This window comes from Brevibacillus laterosporus DSM 25 (assembly GCF_002706795.1).
GTDB classification, from domain to species: Bacteria; Bacillota; Bacilli; order Brevibacillales; family Brevibacillaceae; genus Brevibacillus_B; species Brevibacillus_B laterosporus.
Genome location: NZ_CP017705.1, coordinates 4,530,341 through 4,549,762 on the forward strand (window position 1 = coordinate 4,530,341; position 19,422 = coordinate 4,549,762).

Annotated in this window: 19 protein-coding genes; all 19 read left to right on the forward strand. The window is 38.2% G+C overall.

All coding sequences use genetic code 11. The features are described from left to right. The first annotated feature begins 212 nt into the window (after positions 1–212). The 19 genes from BrL25_RS21515 to BrL25_RS21605 all read left to right on the forward strand — a co-directional run bounded on the left by BrL25_RS21515 (position 213) and on the right by BrL25_RS21605 (position 19,420). On the forward strand, positions 213–704 hold the full coding sequence (locus tag BrL25_RS21515) for a hypothetical protein (RefSeq protein ID WP_003337268.1): 492 nt from the start codon (positions 213–215) through the stop codon (positions 702–704). A 42-nt stretch (positions 705–746) separates the two neighbouring features. Beyond that, positions 747–1,364, forward strand: coding sequence for a hypothetical protein (locus tag BrL25_RS21520; RefSeq protein ID WP_018671043.1), 618 nt, complete (start codon positions 747–749; stop codon positions 1,362–1,364). Next, entirely contained in the window at positions 1,349–4,339 is a 2,991-nt protein-coding gene (locus BrL25_RS21525) for a hypothetical protein (RefSeq protein WP_018671042.1), read from the forward strand. Before BrL25_RS21520 ends, BrL25_RS21525 begins: the two co-directional genes overlap by 16 nt. Positions 4,340–4,376: 37 nt before the next feature. Further along, positions 4,377–8,171 (forward strand): DNRLRE domain-containing protein, encoded by a 3,795-nt coding sequence (locus BrL25_RS21530; protein WP_018671041.1) that lies wholly within the window; start codon positions 4,377–4,379, stop codon positions 8,169–8,171. Positions 8,172–8,392: 221 nt separating this feature from the next. Then, the gene (locus tag BrL25_RS21535) at positions 8,393–8,710 is read left to right on the forward strand and encodes a coiled-coil domain-containing protein (RefSeq protein WP_018671040.1); all 318 of its coding nucleotides are present in this window, start codon (positions 8,393–8,395) and stop codon (positions 8,708–8,710) included. 108 nt (positions 8,711–8,818) lie between these two features. Then, positions 8,819–9,553: a peptidoglycan recognition protein family protein gene (locus BrL25_RS21540; RefSeq protein WP_018671039.1), complete on the forward strand. Its 735-nt coding sequence runs from the start codon at positions 8,819–8,821 to the stop codon at positions 9,551–9,553. Beyond that, the gene (locus tag BrL25_RS21545) at positions 9,550–9,849 is read left to right on the forward strand and encodes a hypothetical protein (protein ID WP_018671038.1); all 300 of its coding nucleotides are present in this window, start codon (positions 9,550–9,552) and stop codon (positions 9,847–9,849) included. The genes BrL25_RS21540 and BrL25_RS21545 overlap by 4 nt, the downstream gene beginning before the upstream one ends. A 718-nt stretch (positions 9,850–10,567) precedes the next feature. Further along, positions 10,568–11,101, forward strand: a complete 534-nt coding sequence (locus tag BrL25_RS21550; RefSeq protein ID WP_018671037.1) for a sigma-70 RNA polymerase sigma factor region 4 domain-containing protein — start codon at positions 10,568–10,570, stop codon at positions 11,099–11,101. Positions 11,102–11,474: 373 nt separating this feature from the next. Beyond that, on the forward strand, positions 11,475–12,602 hold the full coding sequence (locus BrL25_RS21555; protein ID WP_018671036.1) for a DUF8551 domain-containing protein: 1,128 nt from the start codon (positions 11,475–11,477) through the stop codon (positions 12,600–12,602). A 5-nt stretch (positions 12,603–12,607) separates the two neighbouring features. After that, positions 12,608–12,826, forward strand: coding sequence for a hypothetical protein (locus BrL25_RS21560; RefSeq protein ID WP_018671035.1), 219 nt, complete (start codon positions 12,608–12,610; stop codon positions 12,824–12,826). Between the two features lie 31 nt (positions 12,827–12,857). Beyond that, a complete protein-coding gene (locus BrL25_RS21565) occupies positions 12,858–13,091 on the forward strand; it encodes a hypothetical protein (RefSeq protein WP_018671034.1) in 234 nt (77 codons plus the stop codon). A 306-nt stretch (positions 13,092–13,397) separates the two neighbouring features. Further along, the gene (locus BrL25_RS21570; RefSeq protein WP_018671033.1) at positions 13,398–13,727 is read left to right on the forward strand and encodes a hypothetical protein; all 330 of its coding nucleotides are present in this window, start codon (positions 13,398–13,400) and stop codon (positions 13,725–13,727) included. 110 nt (positions 13,728–13,837) lie between these two features. Continuing rightward, positions 13,838–14,176, forward strand: coding sequence for a hypothetical protein (locus BrL25_RS21575; RefSeq protein ID WP_018671032.1), 339 nt, complete (start codon positions 13,838–13,840; stop codon positions 14,174–14,176). A 38-nt stretch (positions 14,177–14,214) separates the two neighbouring features. Then, positions 14,215–14,502 (forward strand): hypothetical protein, encoded by a 288-nt coding sequence (locus BrL25_RS21580; RefSeq protein WP_018671031.1) that lies wholly within the window; start codon positions 14,215–14,217, stop codon positions 14,500–14,502. Further along, positions 14,499–14,744 (forward strand): hypothetical protein, encoded by a 246-nt coding sequence (locus tag BrL25_RS21585; protein WP_018671030.1) that lies wholly within the window; start codon positions 14,499–14,501, stop codon positions 14,742–14,744. The genes BrL25_RS21580 and BrL25_RS21585 overlap by 4 nt, the downstream gene beginning before the upstream one ends. Positions 14,745–14,824: 80 nt before the next feature. Further along, a complete protein-coding gene (locus tag BrL25_RS21590) occupies positions 14,825–15,514 on the forward strand; it encodes a lytic transglycosylase domain-containing protein (RefSeq protein ID WP_018671029.1) in 690 nt (229 codons plus the stop codon). A gap of 305 nt (positions 15,515–15,819) precedes the next feature. Continuing rightward, positions 15,820–16,800, forward strand: coding sequence for a sigma-70 family RNA polymerase sigma factor (locus tag BrL25_RS21595; protein WP_018671028.1), 981 nt, complete (start codon positions 15,820–15,822; stop codon positions 16,798–16,800). Positions 16,801–17,110: 310 nt separating this feature from the next. Continuing rightward, positions 17,111–18,094 carry a helix-turn-helix transcriptional regulator gene (locus BrL25_RS21600; RefSeq protein ID WP_018671027.1) on the forward strand — a complete coding sequence of 328 codons (984 nt, stop codon included), beginning with the start codon at positions 17,111–17,113 and terminating at the stop codon, positions 18,092–18,094. A gap of 354 nt (positions 18,095–18,448) precedes the next feature. Beyond that, a complete protein-coding gene (locus BrL25_RS21605) occupies positions 18,449–19,420 on the forward strand; it encodes an ABC transporter substrate-binding protein (RefSeq protein ID WP_018671026.1) in 972 nt (323 codons plus the stop codon). Positions 19,421–19,422 lie beyond the last annotated feature (2 nt).

Sequence of the window (19,422 nt, forward strand, 5' to 3'; positions counted from 1 at the left end):
TGAAAAGACTCTCTCTCTAGAGGGTCTTCTTTTTGTTAGATAAAAGAGAGGTGGTACTGATTCTATTATGTATTCGTTATTACTAAATCATCAATTGTGACCTTGGCAATCGCTTGGTTTTTGTTTCTTCGTTTGTGTTAAGGTTTCGTGTGGCTATCTTATATTGAAAGTATAACAAGTGTGTTTTAAAGCACTCTCAAGGAGGTTTTCACATGCCAGCACCAGCAGTATCGTGGTATAAGACTGATAATGTAACCCAATTAACAAAATGGGAGATTGGCACAATTGATGCCGGTTCAATTTCACCGGCTCTCGGGGTATTAATCTGGAATAACCGTGGGGGTACTGCAGACGTCTCGACCATGACGGATTGTACCATTACAACGAAAGATAGTGCAGGGGGCGACACAGGAGATTTGGTTATCGGCACATGGATTGAGGTTCGTGTCGATAGCATGAAAGAAAGTAATTTCTCTAAAATTGGCGGACCTGTAACGAAAGCTATTCAGCCAGGTGGTAATACAACCAACCCAACAGGAACCTATTCACCAAATAATCAAGAGATACTAGGTGTCCAAAATGATGGCTCCACTGTGAATTCGAAGGGAAATTTTGTAGAGGTTACTCTACGTGCGAATGTGCCTCCTCTTGCTACAGCAGGTAACGTCAATTTCTTGACCCGGGTAGCTTATCGCTATATTTAGTGAGGATGCTTACATCCAATACAATGGAGGGGGACTTTTACCGTGTTTTCTCGTTGTAACGGCTATTCGCCTGTCACACAGGATTTCATATGGTTAGGTGAGTACGTAGATGGTACTCACCTAGCTGAGTTTGATTTTACTACGAAACAGGAGAATAGCTTCTATGAGATTCAAAGAAGCAAGTTAATACGCTTCGGGCTAGTTGGTCATGGGCAGAAGCTTTTTTTTGAAAAAGATGGAACGTTTAATCTAGCAGGTAGATTAATTGATGTTACCTATGCAACACCTGACAAAGATTTTTATCTAACCGGAAACATTCAGAATACCTACACAGATATTATTTCGTACAAAGATGCAGAAGCAAGAGGCCTGGCCAACTTTAGTCCTATGGCTCTTGGTAGTGGAGGCAATCTTAGTAGTACAATTACTCAATATAATTTTGGATACAAATCTACTTTTATAGCAGATGATGTGACAATCCATTTTAAGGCGATTTGCTGCATTCCATTTCAGTCTCCCTTTTATATGAACTTCTGGTTAGTTAGTGATAAAAAATTAGACGGAAAATTGCAAATTAGGGTGAATGGACTTATAGCTAATGAGTTTCATTCTCCATTACGACCAAATGTAGGAGGTGAGCTGAATTGGCAAGTGTTATAAATGAACAGTTGGCAAGAGAAATCCGCCAGTTTATAAAGAATGCTATGAATCGTGGACAAGATCCCGTTGTTCAAGAAGAGACGAATAGTTCCTCTCAGAAGCTGGTTGCTTCTAAAAAGAGAAGTTTGTCCAAGAGCAAAGTAAAGGCTACTTCGTCTCAAAATCTACTTTCTGTGTCAGAAGAGGGGAGAGCAGAACCGGAGTCCTTGCAGGTCAGATTTTTTTCATCACATGTCCATCAAGGTAAAGGACAAACGACCTTAGATGCTTCCCCTATACCTGTGGAGGTACTTACTCCACATGGATGGGTATCTGTCCAGGACATTTATTTAGTCGATATGCTTTTAGCCAAGGCAGCAAACGAGCGAACAAAAGAAGAACAAAGCATCTACGAAGAGTATCAAGCCTTTGCTAGTATGTTTGGAACTAGACATCTGGAAGCAAAGGTCATTTTAGAGACTACTGATTTGTCAGAGATAGATATAAAGGGAAAAGATAACCTATCATCTATTTCTGACGCGATTGAACAGCATGAAGAGATTCCATTCTCACGTGAATTTGTTTGGGTGGATGGTGCCAAGGATACCAAGGGAATTATCGTGCTACCCTATGATGATTACGACAAGGTGTTTGTTGTAAGTGATGCTGATCATGATGGGAAAAATGAGATTACGTTTCTTCAAAGCAAGGAAGAGACGAATGGTGTGAGACCATACTTTGAAAAGAAAAATGGGAAAACGTATCTCTATGTGAATCACTTTTCTGGAGGTGGTGGAACGCAAGCTGATCCTTACATTGTTTCAAATGAACAGGATTTGAATAATGTAAGGAACAATCTTGGGGCCTGGTATGTGCAGGATCAGGATATTGTGATGGGGAGCTTTCAATCTGGGGAAGGGTTTGAGCCAATAGGGGCTTCTAATACTCCCTTTACTGGAAACTATGATGGTCGAGGTCATTTCATCAAGGGTCTCTTTATGAACCGGAACAGGAATCACGTAGGACTGTTTGGTACTGGTCGCTCAGCAATCATTCGAAATTTACGTCTTATTGATCCTAATATTACAAATGAAAAACAAACAACAGGCGCCCTCATAGGGTATATCGTTGGATGTAAAATATTTAATTGCAATGTTATTGGTGGAACAGTAGAAGGTCGGGATGGCAAGGTTGGAGGACTTGTTGGTGATGCCTATGCTTATTCTGTTCATAGTAATTGGGCTACAGAAATAAAATATTGTTATAACTATAAGTGTAACGTTAAAACAGGTGGAAATATTGCTGGTGGATTGGTAGGAAATGTATATTGGGATAATAATGGGGTTTATATGGATAATTGTTATTCCACAGGAAAGGTAGAAGATATTACGGTTGCTAAGGACAGAACGAATATTGGTGGTTTGGTCGGCTATTATTCCAATAATTCTAATGCTACCAACTGTTTTTGGGACTTAGAAACCTCAGGTGCCCCTACAAGTGCAGCTGGCATTGGCAAAGCAACCTCAGAGATGAAGAATAAGGATACGTATTCTTGGGATTTTGATTTGTATTGGGATGTAAAGAAAGATGTAAACGAAGGGTATCCGGAGCATCGCCAATTTATTCGATACAAAACGGGAAAAGGGACACAGGCAGAGCCATACATCATTACTACAGAAGATGAACTTAATCAGATTCGGTGGTTTCGACATAGTAGATTTAAAGTTGAAGATGATATTAAAATGGTTGATCATCAAACAAATAGTGGTTTTTATCCCATAGGGTTTTCTTTAATTGGACAAGATGATTACTTTCGAGGGAGTTTCGATGGTGGTGGACGATGCATTGCGAATCTGTTTATCAACCTACCATCAAATAGCTATGCCGGATTATTTGGGCAAATAACAGGAGCAACCATCCAGAATCTAGACATTATAGACTGTAATGTTACGGGGGCCGGATCTACTGGTTCATTAGTAGGATACAGTATTAATTCGTTGATTAAAAATTGTCACGTGGATACGTTTTCATCATGTCGAATAATTAGTAAAGGCGATTATGCAGGTGCTCTGATTGGTCATGCTAACTCAAATACAATTATTGAGGATTGCTCTGCAAATGCCAATATGATTGGCGTTAGCTATATCGGCGGGTTCATCGGAACTATCACAGGCAGTAACATCAGCGTGAAAAGAAGCTACTCAAAAGGAAGAATCGAGGGTACTTCTTATGTTGCAGGATTCATTGGACATATGGGTTCTAGTAATTCCAGCATTGAGGATTGCTATACTTCTTGTGATGTAATCGGTAGTCATGTTGCAGGATTTGTTGGTTATATTACAACAGGAAATTTTAAACAATGTAATGCAATCGGTACTATCTATGGAAAAGGTGGAGGCTTTACGTATGATCACTATAGCCCTAATAGTAAAACCCTAACCGAATGCTATTTCGACCGCCAAACCTACAAAACAACCACCGGCGGCTACGGGGGCATTCCTAAATATACAGCAGAACTGAAACACCCATCACTCTACACAAATTGGGATATGAACACTACCTGGATTTTAGATACCAAATACAATGACGGCTACCCAGCATTGCGAAATCTACTTCCTATTGACCCGCCAATTTTAGGTTTCCGCAATGAATTTGGAAAATATTATACAGACAATGCAGGCGGGTTATTACGCTATCTGGATTTTGGAACCTTGATCGCAAGCCAGACCTCTTTGCCAAAGGCAGTATGGTTACAGAATAATGCAGAGTTTCCTGTCAATCGGATGCAGGTTTGGGTCGATAAGGCTACGGTCGAAGCAGGGATGGATGTCAAACTCAGTATAAGTGAGACACCATTTATCGGAATTTCGGAATTGGAGTTTAGCGGTACCTATGCACCGGGTGCAGCATCTAAATTTTATGTCCGAGTTGGTTCAGATATTACGGTGAAGCAGGGTGGTACCTTTGATCTCAAGGCCAAGGCTAGTCCAGCATAACGAGCTTCCAATACAATGGAACAGGGCGTGATATTACATGTTTATTAAAAAAGGATTGGTCCTTTCCCTTCACGCTTCTCTTGCTGATAATGGTCTGACAAGAGGTAATAATGCCACACCTACCACCAAATGGCATGATCTTAGTGGTAACAACAATCACGGTACCTTACACGGGTTTCAATATAATTCTCAAAGTGGATGGGTAGGGAACAATACGGGCTTTCATCCGTATACCCTTTATTTTGATGGATATGGCAACTATGTCACTTGCGGTAGTGCTTCTCAACTGAAGCCTACCGCAAGTATTACATTCGAAGCCTGGTTCTATTTTATTGGCGGAAGTATTGTTCTTTCTTCTGGGGGACACATTCAGGGTACACAAGGAATTGCTCTCTTATTTAACGAACTGGGGGAATTACACGTAACAACTCCTGAATACCAGACCATGTTTAATCTTGGCTACCACCCCAAAAGCGAATGGTATCACGTGGTTGGCTCTTTTGACGAACATACGGGATACTTGAGTGCTTATCTCAATGGAGCCCCACAAGGAAGGATAAAGGCAACATCTGGAACGTTTACAGACCCTTTAGCCGATTTGATTATAGGGCGTCATCATAAAGAGATGTCAAAATGGTTCCGAGGAACAATCCCCGTAATCCGAATTTATAACAGGGCATTGTCAATGGATGAAGTAGCTCAGAACTACTTGGCTGGGTTTCTGTTATATAAAAACGAGAGCCAGATCCCCTCACATATCTTAGTCCCAAACCGGCAGGATGTTCATTGTTCATTGAAAATAGGTACCAGTGGCATTGCGAAAGGGAATTACCGAATTATTCCATCTGATGTGCAGGATATACCATCCAACATCAAGATCAACAGAACAGTTGGACTAACAGGTAGTCTTTATGTTAATCCACATACAATCTTGCATGGGGTATACCATATTCAGCGACAGACTACTAGCAATATCCCATCTTCTGTATGTATCAACCATACGAATCACCTAGAAGCTGTACTTTCTGTTAGACCTGAGGCTATTCTTTCGGGTAAATATCAGATTACAGAGCTGTTTAGACATGATGTACACAGTACCATCCAGATAATTCAAAGAGATACATTAGTTTCTCACCTTTCCATTTTACTAAAGGGGCAGCTAACGGGCCGATATGCAGTGAAAGGTATAACTAGTAACGAACTCTTGTCCTCTCTCACAGTTACAAACACCTCAAATCTTGCAGGAAAACTAGGTGTTACGTCCAGACAAAAACTTGTGGCCCGATACAAGATTATCGAGACATCAGTAGATGATCTCACTTCGCAGCTACACGTCACTGCTACTTCCCAGCTATCTTCTAGAATGGGAATTAATACAAAGACCCAGCTTATCGGTAGGTATGACATTGTACCGGTTGAAGGTAGTGATTTAGTTTCTTCTCTAAACATAACTAGCAACGCCGATCTGAACAGTCGATTGAAGATAGCTACGAGTGGATTCCTAAAGGCCAAATATGGAATGAAAAGAGGCGATTACTCTGATCTTGCCTCTAACATGTCTATTAAAGAAACAAATGATGTGCCTTCGTCTCTTGGCATTGCTCCGTATGCAAAGGCAATAGCAAAATACAGAATCATTGCAAACTATGCTTCTGATATTCCAGCAGATATATCCATTAAGGTGAGTAGCAATCTTGCAGCGCTACTACGTATTTCTCCGTACAGTCACATGAGAAGTAAGTATGAAATTTTGTCACCACCTGAATTTACTGCGATCTTGTATGCGAATAAGGATGCTTTTGTTCGAGAAGCAGTTCCAAGATTGAACTATGGTATTGAACAACAAATGTATATCGGACACGATTCTACACTGAAGGATACATTCCGTTCGTATATAGGGTTTGATTTAGCATCTGCTTCCATCCCAACTAGTAATGTTACTATTAAGAAAGCGGTCGTAAAGCTATACGTTGACGGAAGAAATATTCCAACCAAGCAGGTCCAAATGATTGAACCAGTCACAGATTGGGCTGAATATGGTATCACCTGGAAAAACCAGCCTTATCCGTTTGGATTTGATTCACCTACATCGTCGTATGATGGGATTAATGTGATAGAGAGTATCGAGGGGAATTCCAGATATATTTCTTTCGATGTAACAGGCTCAATTAAAAATTGGCATGAGAAAAGTAAAGACAATTTTGGATTTATCGTTAAAGCTTTCAACGAGTTTGAAAATTCGGCGCTTACTTTCTTTACCAGAGAACAAAAATCACATAGACCTATCTTAGAAATAACGTATTATGACACGCGAATATATAGTCTAGGTAGAGATAGCTGCTGGTCTGAACTAATAGTCAGACAAAGCAAGTCATCAGATGTAAAATCATCTTTACGGATTAGACAATTCCAGGATTATAAGGATTTGTCAGCTCGCTTATTCCTAGTCAGTCCTCGAGATCTTTTTTCAGAGATGACCGTAAGTAGAGACCAATTGATAAGTAGTATATCTGTAAGACAGTCAACTCACCATGATACCGCAGGCTATATGAAGGTTTTTACAAAAGATTCTTTCTGGATAGAATGCAGTCTATTTGTAAGTGCGCCAGATAGACCTTCTCACATCTATATCTTAAATAGAAAAGATATAGACTCTCAGCTAGCAGTAAGACGTGAGGGCTTTCCATATCCTGAAATCAATTCTACTCTGTGCATTAATCGGGATGTAATAGATGGAGAAGTGATTGTACGGCGTTCTTCAGAAATAGATTTCTCTTCCTATTTGACTGTAAATAGAAGCGATTTACATGCTTGCCTATCGGTCTATACTGGCTTTGACACTCCAGGATTATTATCAGTTATGGTAGGAAATCAAGTTGATGTACCAGCAAGTGGATTTGTAAAATTCCATGACAGCATATCAAGTATGCTGTTAGTCAATAAAAACCACATGCATGGTAGCTTGAATGTGGTGTATGCGTCCCATCTTGCAGCCTCTCTTCATGTACGGATTGCAGAAGACGTGCAGTTACAAGCAAAACTAGTGGTGAAATCAAGAAACAATCTTTTATCAAATCTATATATTTATCCTAGATTGGATGTTCCTTCAAATATTTTTGTTCTTTCCGGATATATATCGGGGCACTTAGCTATTCCCTATCATAAAGGGAAGGATGTACCTTCATATATCACCATTAGGGTAAAAGCTGTGTCAGATTTGGAGACTACAAATCAGGTTCGATCAGGATATTTAGGGTCAAGTATTCATATTCGCACTAGTACACATCACGATCTTTCTACTAAATTAGCCGTTCAATTACAAGACCGATCGGAACGTTCTGGCCATCTGATTGTAAACGCCTTAGGTAAAGACGATTTAGAAGGCCAAATCAGTGCCCGCAAGATGCGCTATGCCTTTTTGTGGTGTGTCTTTGCCGTTCGATTATCGGGTTCTACTTCATTAGATAGTAATTTGATCGTCCGAGTAACAGATGGCAATGATTTACATTCAATGCTTTCTATTAGAGTAAGGTCAAATGTCAATCTTCCAAGTCATACAGCCGTTAGACGAGAAGATTGTTCTGAATTGCTTTCCTTACTACTCCTAAAAGAGCATAGTAATCTTTTAGGAAGGATTGCTATTCGGGTACAAAATAACGTCGATTTTCCGTCCTCTATGGAAATATGGGAAAAATCATTACTGAACGGAAGTATTAAGGTTAGGAAGAACATTCATACTGATCTCTCATGCTCATGCATCATCAAGGTGTGTAGTGACATTGAAAGTCATATTGATGTTGTTGCTGAATATGGATATGTCTTTATTATGTAAGAATAGTAACCTCTGTCCTCCGTGGCAGGGGTTAATTTTTTATTCTTTTTACTTATATTAAAGATTGTTGACAACAGATGTGATGCTTGATGCAGTCCAAAAATCGTTTCATGTAAGCCCAGTTTAAAGTTTTGAAGACGATACGACTTCTCTAGCTTATACGAGGATCACGACCTTAAACATTACGTAATTTTACAGACAAAAAAGAAGGTGAAATAAGCGTGGATGCGAATGTAATGATCGCCATTATTGGGGGAGCAGTATCCCTTAGTACAGGTATTATCGGTTATATATCTGGCCGAAATAACAATCAAAAAGAAGTAAGTATTTCAGATCGTCAGTTATTGTCTCAAGCTGAACAGACATTTCGAGCAGAATTACGAGAGGAATTGAGAATCTACAAAGAAGAAATCAAGGCATTAAAACAAGAGATTGAAGTATTACGGCAAGAAAACTTCAAACTTCTGATGGAAAACAGATCGCTTAATACAAAAGTAGAATCTTTGATGCTGCGTTTAGATGGGGACCACAATGAGTAGAACTGTATACTTATTCATTATGCATAAAACCGTATTAAAATCGGAACTCTTTTTAGATTAACGCAGCAGGCTATGCATATCAGATGAAAAAGTAGGTGAGCATCATTCATGTTTGTAATGAAATACCCCATTCAAACAAAATATGTAACTCCAAGAACCAAAAGACGTTCAGGAATTCCTATGAAGCGAATCGGTTTTATCGTGGCTCACGATACGGGAAACCCTGGATCAACAGCTCTTGCCAATATTCGTTATTATCAAAATACCTGTGACAGCACGAATGCTTCAGCCCACACTTTTATCGATGACACAGGAGTCTGGGAATGTATTCCTGCTACTACAGGCAAGCCAGAAAAAGCATGGCATGTTCTCTACGAAATCCCACGGAATAATCAATTATTCAATGGTGATGCCAATGATATTGCGATCGGGGTAGAGCTTTGTTATTTGTATCATTTGCAACCAGAAAAACATATTGTAGCCCACTGTGATCTTGATCCCAATCGTAAATTAGACCCCACAAAAAACGCCTTTAAGAGGATGAACATCACATGGAACCAATTCATTCAGGATGTTATTAAAGAATATAAGCTATGTACACCAAAATCCAACATAATATCTTCGGTAGTTACAAAACCAGCAGAGGGGAATGAAGAGGACTTGAAACTAAATGAGTGGCAATTCGATATGCTGACCCAAGCCTTGGTTGATCTTACTCGTAACGGTTATTTAACGGATAAAACTTGGGAAGAAAAAGCAAAATCTAGAACATTAATACAGAGTGAGCTTAGCTTTATTACGACGATGGTATTACAGCGTAATCTAACAGGTGAAACCAAATGACAGATTTTATATTAGAAAAAGCTCAACTGCTCATCCTATTAGCCTTTTTAACAGAATCACTTACAGAAATTATTAAAGGAATGTTTTCAAAGTGGATGAAAGATCAAATGACTTATTTTATATCCATCTTAATAGGGATTATCCTCTGCTATGCTTTTGGAATGAATCTATTTGGCATGCAACATATGGGGAAGCATGTCTCTATCGTTTCAGCTGGACTAATCGTGAGTCGAGGCGCTAATTATGTGCATAGCTTTGTCAAGAATTTAGGGATGTTATCAAAAGGACGTCAATAAATACTAACGGAATATTTGCGATGTATATTAGGAAAGTATCATGTTACTTTCCCAAAACTATGATCGATAGAAAAAGGAAAAGAGCTAATGGCGAATGATTCGCTAATGGCTCTTTTTATGTATGTAAAGACGATGATTTTAAGAATTAGATTAGGAACACACATTCCTGTTTCTAAGAAATTATAAGTGGAAATATCGTGCAACTTTTCAAAAGGTTGCATCGACTACTATAGTATTTGCTACTGAAGGACTATTACTTTAGATGTAAAAATATAGTTGATACCTTAGGTCTTAAACATATTATCTGTTTTTAGTCCTGGAATACATTAGTCGGTAAGTCCTGACTATATGATTTTCTGATTTGAAAGTATGCCAGGAGGATTTATATCAAACACAAAAATAGCAAGGGGAAATAAAAATGAAGAATTGACAACTAGATATAAATATAGAGAATTAAGGGATTTTCTTACTTTTACATATACTTCCTAAGAAAAAATTACTAAGGTTAGTTAGATCATGTCAGCAGTTACTTATATATAGAAGTGAAATCCTTTGGTATCAACTACCCATTAATGACAACACGTAACATACAATCTATCGTTAATAGATTTCTCTATTCTTCTACTACCTATATGCACAAATATAAGTTTCTCTAGTAAACAATTATCAAAGTTGATTATTTCTCATAATATTTGTAGTCGTTAGGAGGATTTATTATATGGAAAAAGCCAAGGGTACTACAGAAATCCTGGATATTGGAATCTTAAATCCAATATTTGATTTTGTGTTGTCGGGGGTCCACATAGCAGACAGAGAGGATGTAAAGCATGATTCTATTGTCCGTATATTAACTGCAATGAACAAAGGAGCCATTAAAAAGGATCTATTTACTTTTTCTCATACGGTAATTAGAAGAACTGTCATGGATTATTATCGAAAAAAAAGACGGATGATTATACAGAAAAGTACAATGGTTCATTTTTGTGATGGGGCCGACGATGAAAAGGGATCAACTACTGATCATTTCTATGGCGTAGATTATGAAGTTGGCTATGGATTGGCTGATGTACGCAATGATTATCTGTTTCATAAACACCTTTTTACAAATCAGGAACAGAAAATTATTAGCTATATGCTATTTACCGAAGACGGAATAGATATGAAACCTACGCAAATTTCCAATCAATTAGGTTTAAATAAGTCCCATGCTTCACGAGCAATGAACAAACTTAAGCACGTATGTTTGGTGTAATTCTGATAAAAAGAGGAGCCGAAATCCATTTCATAATAAATATATCATTTTGCTCATAAATCTGCAATCCAACTAGAAGAATTTTCGCAACTTTTTAAAGGCATAAAACGACAATATTTTGCAAAAAAGAAAAAAACATGAAGTGTTATTAAACACATCTATCAAAAGCACATTAAATATTTGGACTTATTGCACCTTTTCAAAGATATAGACCGACTACTTTTACATGAATATTGAATAGGATCGGACAATGGGTATGTAATCTATTCCAGAGATTGTTGATGTTCTGATCTTGATCACATTTATAAAAGACCAGATTGGTTTATCTTACACACTCTTACACAAAGAAAAAGCATGGAGGAGAATTAATTGAATGTTAGCTAGATATGTAGTAGGTGGGAGATTGGATCCCCCTTATTACCCTACTAAAACAAGAGCTCATTTTATTGGACGAGATATTTATGTAAAAGGCATGAGAAGCCCGGGTACTAAAAGAGTCATTACTGATACTTTTCGCTTATCACATGATGTAGAATTTTATGCTATTTCTATAAGATCTGATATTATTACTCCCTCAGATCATTGGAATCTTCTCATTGATAACAAATTGATTGCAAAAAATATTTATTGTAAAAATTTTGAGGAGGGGCTCTATTTCCAGGTTGCCCACCCAATCAAAGCAGGGACTATCTGTAAACTAGAGTTCTATACCGAGGTTGGTGACAGGAAGCAAATAGAGGTCATGTTCCATCTTCTTAGTGATCCAGAAGTCGAACCGATTTTGACTGGAACGATTGATAATGGAAATTATCCCGATCCGCTACCTCCTGATCCAGTTCCCGTACCAATTCCGGATGACGATGATACATGTAAAAATCCAATTGTATGGAAGCCTTATGCAACAGCTAGGGAAGCTGAGAATTGGTGTAATAGCATAAATATTGATGCTAATTTTCAACGCAATGTCCATGCAGCTAACTATGTAACGGAAGGACTTGTACATCTTTTGAATCATTGTTGCGGTTTCAAAACAATGATTTTAAAACATAAACTCACCATTAATATCAAGGATGCAAAAGGAGCAAACGGATACTTTAATCCTCCAACGGGAGAGGTTGTTGTGAACAAAAAATACGATTTTTCCAATGCAGATAAGATTGCACTAGCAGAATATCAAGCTGGCCAAAAATCGTCTCCACATAAATTGCGAACCATTATCCATGAAATAGGTCATTGGTTGCATTTTCATAATGTAGGGGCTGATCAATTCTACCGATTTTCAGCGCTTGATCCCGACAATTATGGGCCTAAAACGATCTTGTCCTACTCAGAAGCTACATATATTGCTACTCATCTATGTAGCTATGCGACCAGTTGGTATCCAATCGAATTAATTCCAGAGACATTTACGGCGAAAGTGACGGATATCCCCATCGATCCCAAGATACAGGAATGGTACCAGCAATACGGTGGGTATGAATGTAATAACTGGAAGGGGTGATAGCAATGGATTTTACGATACCTTGTGTTTTTTGTAAATATTTAAATCGTGACAGCAGGTCAAAAATGAGTTGTATGGCCTTTCCTAATGGCATTCCCAAACAAATACAAGAATTAAGGGTTATTCACACAACTCCATTTGAAGGTGACAACGGAATAGTTTATGAGCCTTTACATGAAACAATGGACTATTTTCTTTATTTTTCGGGAGAGGTTAGAGAGTAATGTAATGAACAACAGATAGGGGGTAGATCAAATGAAAAAAAAGTCAGGGCAAAAGATCAAAGTATGTAAGGATCTGGAGTTTATGGATCGAATGATTAAAACCGGTACAGTAGGTATCATCGAAGGTACTCTGAAAGGAAGCAGTGGTCTTCGAGACTATGTAATAGTAAAAGTAGCGGATATACAAATGCATATTGCAGCAGAGGAATTTGACAATCAATTTTCCTATGTAACTGAACAAAAGACTAAGGATGGAAAAGGGTAATATGAAAAAAGAGACCGTTGTAAGAAACGTTAGAAAACTGTTGATTCTTTATCCGGAAACACGTACCAATGATAAATTACTACTCTCTTACTATTGGCGGCTTATCGACAAACTAGATTTTAGTAACATGGAATCTTTTATGTAAGATTATATCGGAAAAGCGACGATCCCAGAAACGATTACAAGAGCAAGAAGGCTTGTGCAGAAACAATCCCCTTTTACGCAACGATCCAGTGATATTTTCAAGCAGTTTCATCAGCTATCACATATTAAAAAGCAAGATAAAAGGAAGCGGGTTGTGTTGTAATGATAGGTTATTTAAATAAATGTCCACATTGCAAGAAAGAGGCATCCTTTGTATTGGAAGAATTAGAATGCGATAAATCATTGATTGCTTGGTGTCGTTCTTGCGGGAACTACATCAATCAAACTTTTACGTTAGAGACTTTTCGTAAGTGGTGGGAGAGATACCAGCAGGGAGAGGAAAAGATCGAACCTCCAATCAAAAAGGAAATGTTGGAAAAGTTAAAAATGTTAGAGGAAGCTATTGCACTTGATTCCTCCTGTAATTTGAACAGGGTAGAAATACATTTGAAAGATTTTACTGATTACGTATATAAGAATGATGGGGAGTAGATCGATGAAATAAGTTAGTCATCCATTCATCACTCTATCCTGCCCGGTAATTGGAGCCTGAATAATAAATAGCATAAAATACACGAACCTATTCGTTTTGGAGTGAGAAGATGATAAACCTTGATGCGCATACCATTATCTCAGATCAAGAGATTGTTGATACGAAGGCAACCATTGATCTTCATTTACTTGTTAAAATTCTGAGTGGGTATGCAACCATGCGAGAAGAAACCAAGCAACTATTGAAAAAAAATAAAGTTTTGGCGGTTAACAATGAACAGCTTTGTAAGGAATTACAAGTCTTATACCAACAAATCAAAATGCTACAGACTGAGTTAGCTACTTATCATAAAAATCAAACTGATAAGGAAAGTAGAAAAAAAGATCAAAATGAATTCTTAATGAAGCACGATCCGTTTTTCTGGGGCTTTTTTGACAATAGAGAATAAATTACAAAGGAAATGGGACGCCAGATGGGAGGGAAGAAGTGTACACTTTAGGTATACTTATCGAGAAGATTGATGAGATTCAACACGTTATTCATCAAATCAACAGAGCAATGAGACATACTTCATCTGCTTCTGTAGAAGTGCTCCGTCGACATAAAGAGCAATTAGAAGAGATTGTAGAATATATGATGGAACAAGAAATTTCGTCCTCTCTCGATTTGGAAGGCATGCTGATAAAACATAAAAAATGCTTGCGAGAATGTATGGAATCATCGTATAGCAACAAAGGGCCCTATACAGAGAGGAGCAGGGACTATACGCCATGAAAATAAAATGTAAGGATCTATATGAAGCGTTACATCAAACAAATAAGTCTCTTACGGATATGGGATTAGATATCGAAAATATTGGTTGTAGTACAGCCAATTGCTTAGTTACTTATGAACATCTAAGGTTAAAAGAGAGTTACATGGAGCTCTACAATGCAGATGTATCCATGAAGGAAGTAGACCTTGATGAAATACAAAAACAAATAGCTGCTTGTATGCGAGAATGTGTAACCTTTTAAGACGGGAGGAAGTACCCCCGTCTTTTTTGTTTTGATGTGTAGAACTGATAAGTACCGTCTTAGAGGGAGGATAGATAGAATTGATATTTGTAAGAACGTATGTGATGGCACCTATCATTCGCAACGATCCAGGAGGTTGGATCGACAACTATAGTATGATAATGCAGATAAAGGATGGTTGCATGATAATTGGAATGAAACCCATCATGGTTATGTTGCTGATGATAACAAATCTATCTAATTCAAATCTGATTTCACATTTGGACAGTATGCCAGCAAGTCAAAGGACTGCGGCTTCGATAGCCCTAACAGCACCAATTTTTGCTCAGCACAAACAAGTTCACGCGACGATCATACAGCATATGACCTCCAAAAATATTTCAATCACAGAGGCAGCAAAAATATCAAACTATATTCTTACTTTTTCTGATAAGTACAACGTAGATCCTACCCTAATAGTAGCTATGATAGAGGTGGAAAGTTATTATCAACCTAATCGGATTGGCAAACACGGTGATACAGGCCTTATGCAAATCTTACCTTCTACACAGCGGTATATGGGTATAAAAGGAGAGCTTACAGATCCAGAAGTGAATATTCATGTTGGATGCAAATATTTGGCTTACACACAAAGCAGGTTCGGACCAGATTTAGGGATCGTTGCTTATAACCAAGGAGAGGGTAATATCGTACGTGGTACATTTAAAACAACCTACCTGATGAAAGTTAAACAAGTATGGTCAACTATGAAAAATAGGACATCCTACTAAGGAATTTTGGAATTGTTTGACGAGATTAAATAAATGAATCACAGGCACTCCTTCCAGTAGACATTGGGATTACCCTTGAGTGGGCAATATCCAAGGTATTGGTAAGGGGTGTATTTTTTTACAGTAAAAGGATATAGATGTCATATTTGTAGTGCTACACCAAATCATTTCGAGGGTTTTCTTCTAAAGCTTCTGCATGGAAAAATAGTGATCTCATGAAACAAAACAATCCCACGCGTATTTGCATCTTTTAGACAGGATAGCTCGACTATTATAGGGAGACGGAACGAAAGAGATGACTAGGAGTGAAAGAAAGATTGTTAAGTCAACGATATCTCCATTTACGGAAAGAAAACATAAAAGACATGCATAATACAGACCTTATTCGTGCATGTAAAGAAGATAAAGAGTTGTTGGGAGAGTTTTTGGAAGAAAACAAGGAGTTTCTTTTCTCGATTATCAAACATTATAAAGGCAACATTGAAGAATTGTGTTTTAAGTTTAGAGTAACAGAAGAAGAATTGTTACAGCATGCTTATATTGGTGTTATTAGTGCTCTACAGGAATTCGATTTTCATCGAGGAATCAAGTTTACAACCTTTGTGGTCAGACCGATTATTTGGGAGATCAATCAACTGCTTTACAACGATTCACGATTTGTAAGATTAAGTAGGGGAGCAGTTGAACAAATTAAACGTATGATAGCCATTGAGGAAAAGCTAGGATATCGACCCGGCGAGGAGGAAATGGCAAAGCTTCTTGCTATCCCGCTGGAAAGATATAAGGAGATTGCCCGATTTAGTGATGAAATTGAACATTATCATGCTTATGAAAACTTCGAGGTGATAGATCATAATTGCCATAATATTGAGGAGCATGTGGTGGATAAAGTATATGTAGAACATTTACTAGGTAGTTCAATATGTAACGATTTTGAGAAGACGATTATGAAGCTTATCATGGAAGGTATAAATAATACTCAAATTGCTGAACGTCTACAGGTATATCCCATGACGATTAACAGAGCGATAATGCGTATTAGAAATAAGGTTCTGAATTTTCAATCAAATAAATCAGACTTGCAAAATAATGTAACGTCTAAATATGATCGAGAAATCAAGTTGATAGAAGAAGAGAGCAGATCACGCAACAAGCTGATGTGTGTTAATGAAATATCAGAACTCCTTGGGGGATATGGATTTGACAAGCAAGCATACTCTAATCGGATTTTATACTACATTCGTCAAAAGGTAAGCAAAAAGTGGCAGGATCAGCCGGACGGATGAAGCAGGGAAACTCAGCAAAAAGACTGATTCAGTTAGAAGTAAAAAGCCAGTTCAAGCTAAAACAAAACGCAAGGTAAAATGGAGAATATACGATGGAATTAATCTGGTTATTGAGGAAGAAAGCTTACGATGCGAACGATACCTGCTGACATAGACGTGACACTTGGGAGACGTATTAGCAATAGAGAAAGAGAGATAGTCAAATGAACAAAAATTCGTTACAATATAAATGAGAATTATTATCATAATTGGTTTTTAAACCTATGGAGAAGCAAATGAGGTAGAGAAACACAACCGGAGTGATGGACAAATGAGCAACACTGGCTTTCACCAGAACTTTAATCTTTTCTTTGACGGGCTTGGGCTGGCTCGACAGAATGTAGATCGTACAGAACAGATGACGCTACGTTCTTCGATTGGAGAAGGCTCCATCCGTCGTTTTGTTCCTCGTCCGGATATGGAGGTAGTCATTTCCGATTACACCTTCCATGACAAGCATGCAATGAGTTTTGCCCCTAGAGAAGAAATGGTTGAGCTGAGTTATTGCTTTCAAGGAGCAAGAGAGGTTAGTCTTCAGGGGGTTCGTCAGGAAATTGCTTCAGGAACATGTACATTACAATTCATGAAACAGGAGCAAACTCGTTTTGAGTTTATGGGAAAGCAGCCCTTTTATATGCTTGGTATTGGTATTCCCGTTTCTAGCTTCCATCATTTTATGGAAGAGGCAGATGGTACAAGATCGATTCATTTTTCTGATATCCTGGGAAAACGATCCTTCCGGGCTTTTCAACAAACAATCGATCCTCTTTCTTCTATTATCTTACATCGATTGATAAAGCTAGTAGATTCACCAAGGACGAGAAAATTCGAGATAGAATGTACTATTATGGAAATTCTGTCAGCAGCCTTCCGAAACTTTTTATTAGATGGGAATTCAGAATCGACACAACTGACCAAGGATGATATGGAAAAAATTCGTCAGGCACGTGCTATCATGCTTGAGTGTATGGCAGAGCCACCAACATTAATCGAATTGTCTCGTATGATTGGTCTAAATGACTACAAGCTAAAAAACGGCTTTAAAGAAATGTACGGGACTACGGTGTTTGGATACTTACGGAATAAACGAATGGAAACAGCCCTTTTATTGCTACAAGGCGGCAAAATGAATGTAAACGAAGTATCGTGCACAGTCGGTTACTCGAATCCTAGCTATTTTGCAGAAGCTTTTCGGGAAAGGTATGGGGTTAATCCTGGTGAGTTTGTCCGCCGTTCCACTTCCTCTTTACGATAGAGAAATTAAGATTTGTTGTCGTAGTAGAGGATAGAAGGGCAGCTGTAGTACTGGTCTTATGAAAATAAAACCATGTAATTTTATCACCTAAACTGCCTAGTAAGGGCAGTTTTTTTATTGCATTAGGAATTTCTAATCAATAGATAAGAACAAGGAAACCCTTCCATGGAGTAGGAAATGACTGAATCGGTAAATATCCCGCAAACCGCTATCTCATTTCCTCTACTGGTAGATAACAAGCAAACGTACATTATAAGATGTATGCATTGATAATTAATCTCATTAGCTAGGTTACTATACGTTAATGAAACAAAACCGCCTCAGGAAGCGGTAAAAAAGGAGAAGTAGAAGAATATGTGGGGAAGAAAAATACTTTCTATTATCGTAGTGTTGGCTATGATGTGGCTTGTTACAGGATGCACAGGAGCAAGCAAACCAAATACGGGAGTGACTGAGGAACAAACAACATCTTCCACAACTAATGAAATAACTTCATCACACGCTTTCCCTAAAACGATAAAACATATGAAGGGGGAAACAGTAATTCAGAATAAGCCAATTAAAATCGCTTCCCCTTACATTGCTTTTGTGGACTATTTAGCTGTATTGGATGAATATCCTTATGCCGCATCAGGAATTTCAACCATTAAACAAAATTTTCCTAATCTTAGCAAACGACTAGAAGGGAAAGCTATCATTGATTTGGGCACAGAGGCAAGTATGGAAAAATTACTAAGCTCGAAGCCTGACCTGATCATTGCAGCGGATGACATGATTGGGCAGTACGAACAATTGAGTCAGATTGCCCCAACCGTTATTTTGCCTCAGGCAGGTGATTGGCGGGAGACATTAGAGCAGATTGCTGCTGTAATTGGTAAAGAAGATGTAGCGACTAAGATATTAGCTGATTTTGACCAAAAGTCAGCAGATTATAAGAAGAAGCTGGCTTTTAGAAGCCAAGAATCTGTGCTGTTTACTATGTCACGGAGTAAGGATCAATTTGTAACCTGGGAGGAAAAACGATTTGAGCCTTTTTATAAGGGATTAGGACTAAAGCCGGTGCAAGGAGCTGAAAAGGGTGGTCAATTATCATTGGAGAGCTTAGCTCAATTAAATCCTGATCATCTGTTTGTGATTAATAATTGGCAAGATCCAATTCCAGGGGGAGTTAAGGAAGCGTTGAAAGATAATCAGGTGTGGAATAGTTTGAAGGCAGTGAAAAATAATCAGGTGTATTTTTTAGAGGATCCTTCACTACCTGGACCGATGGCTTTAGCTAAGATCGACGGTTTGGAAGAAATCATGCAAGCAATGGGAAAAAAATAGGG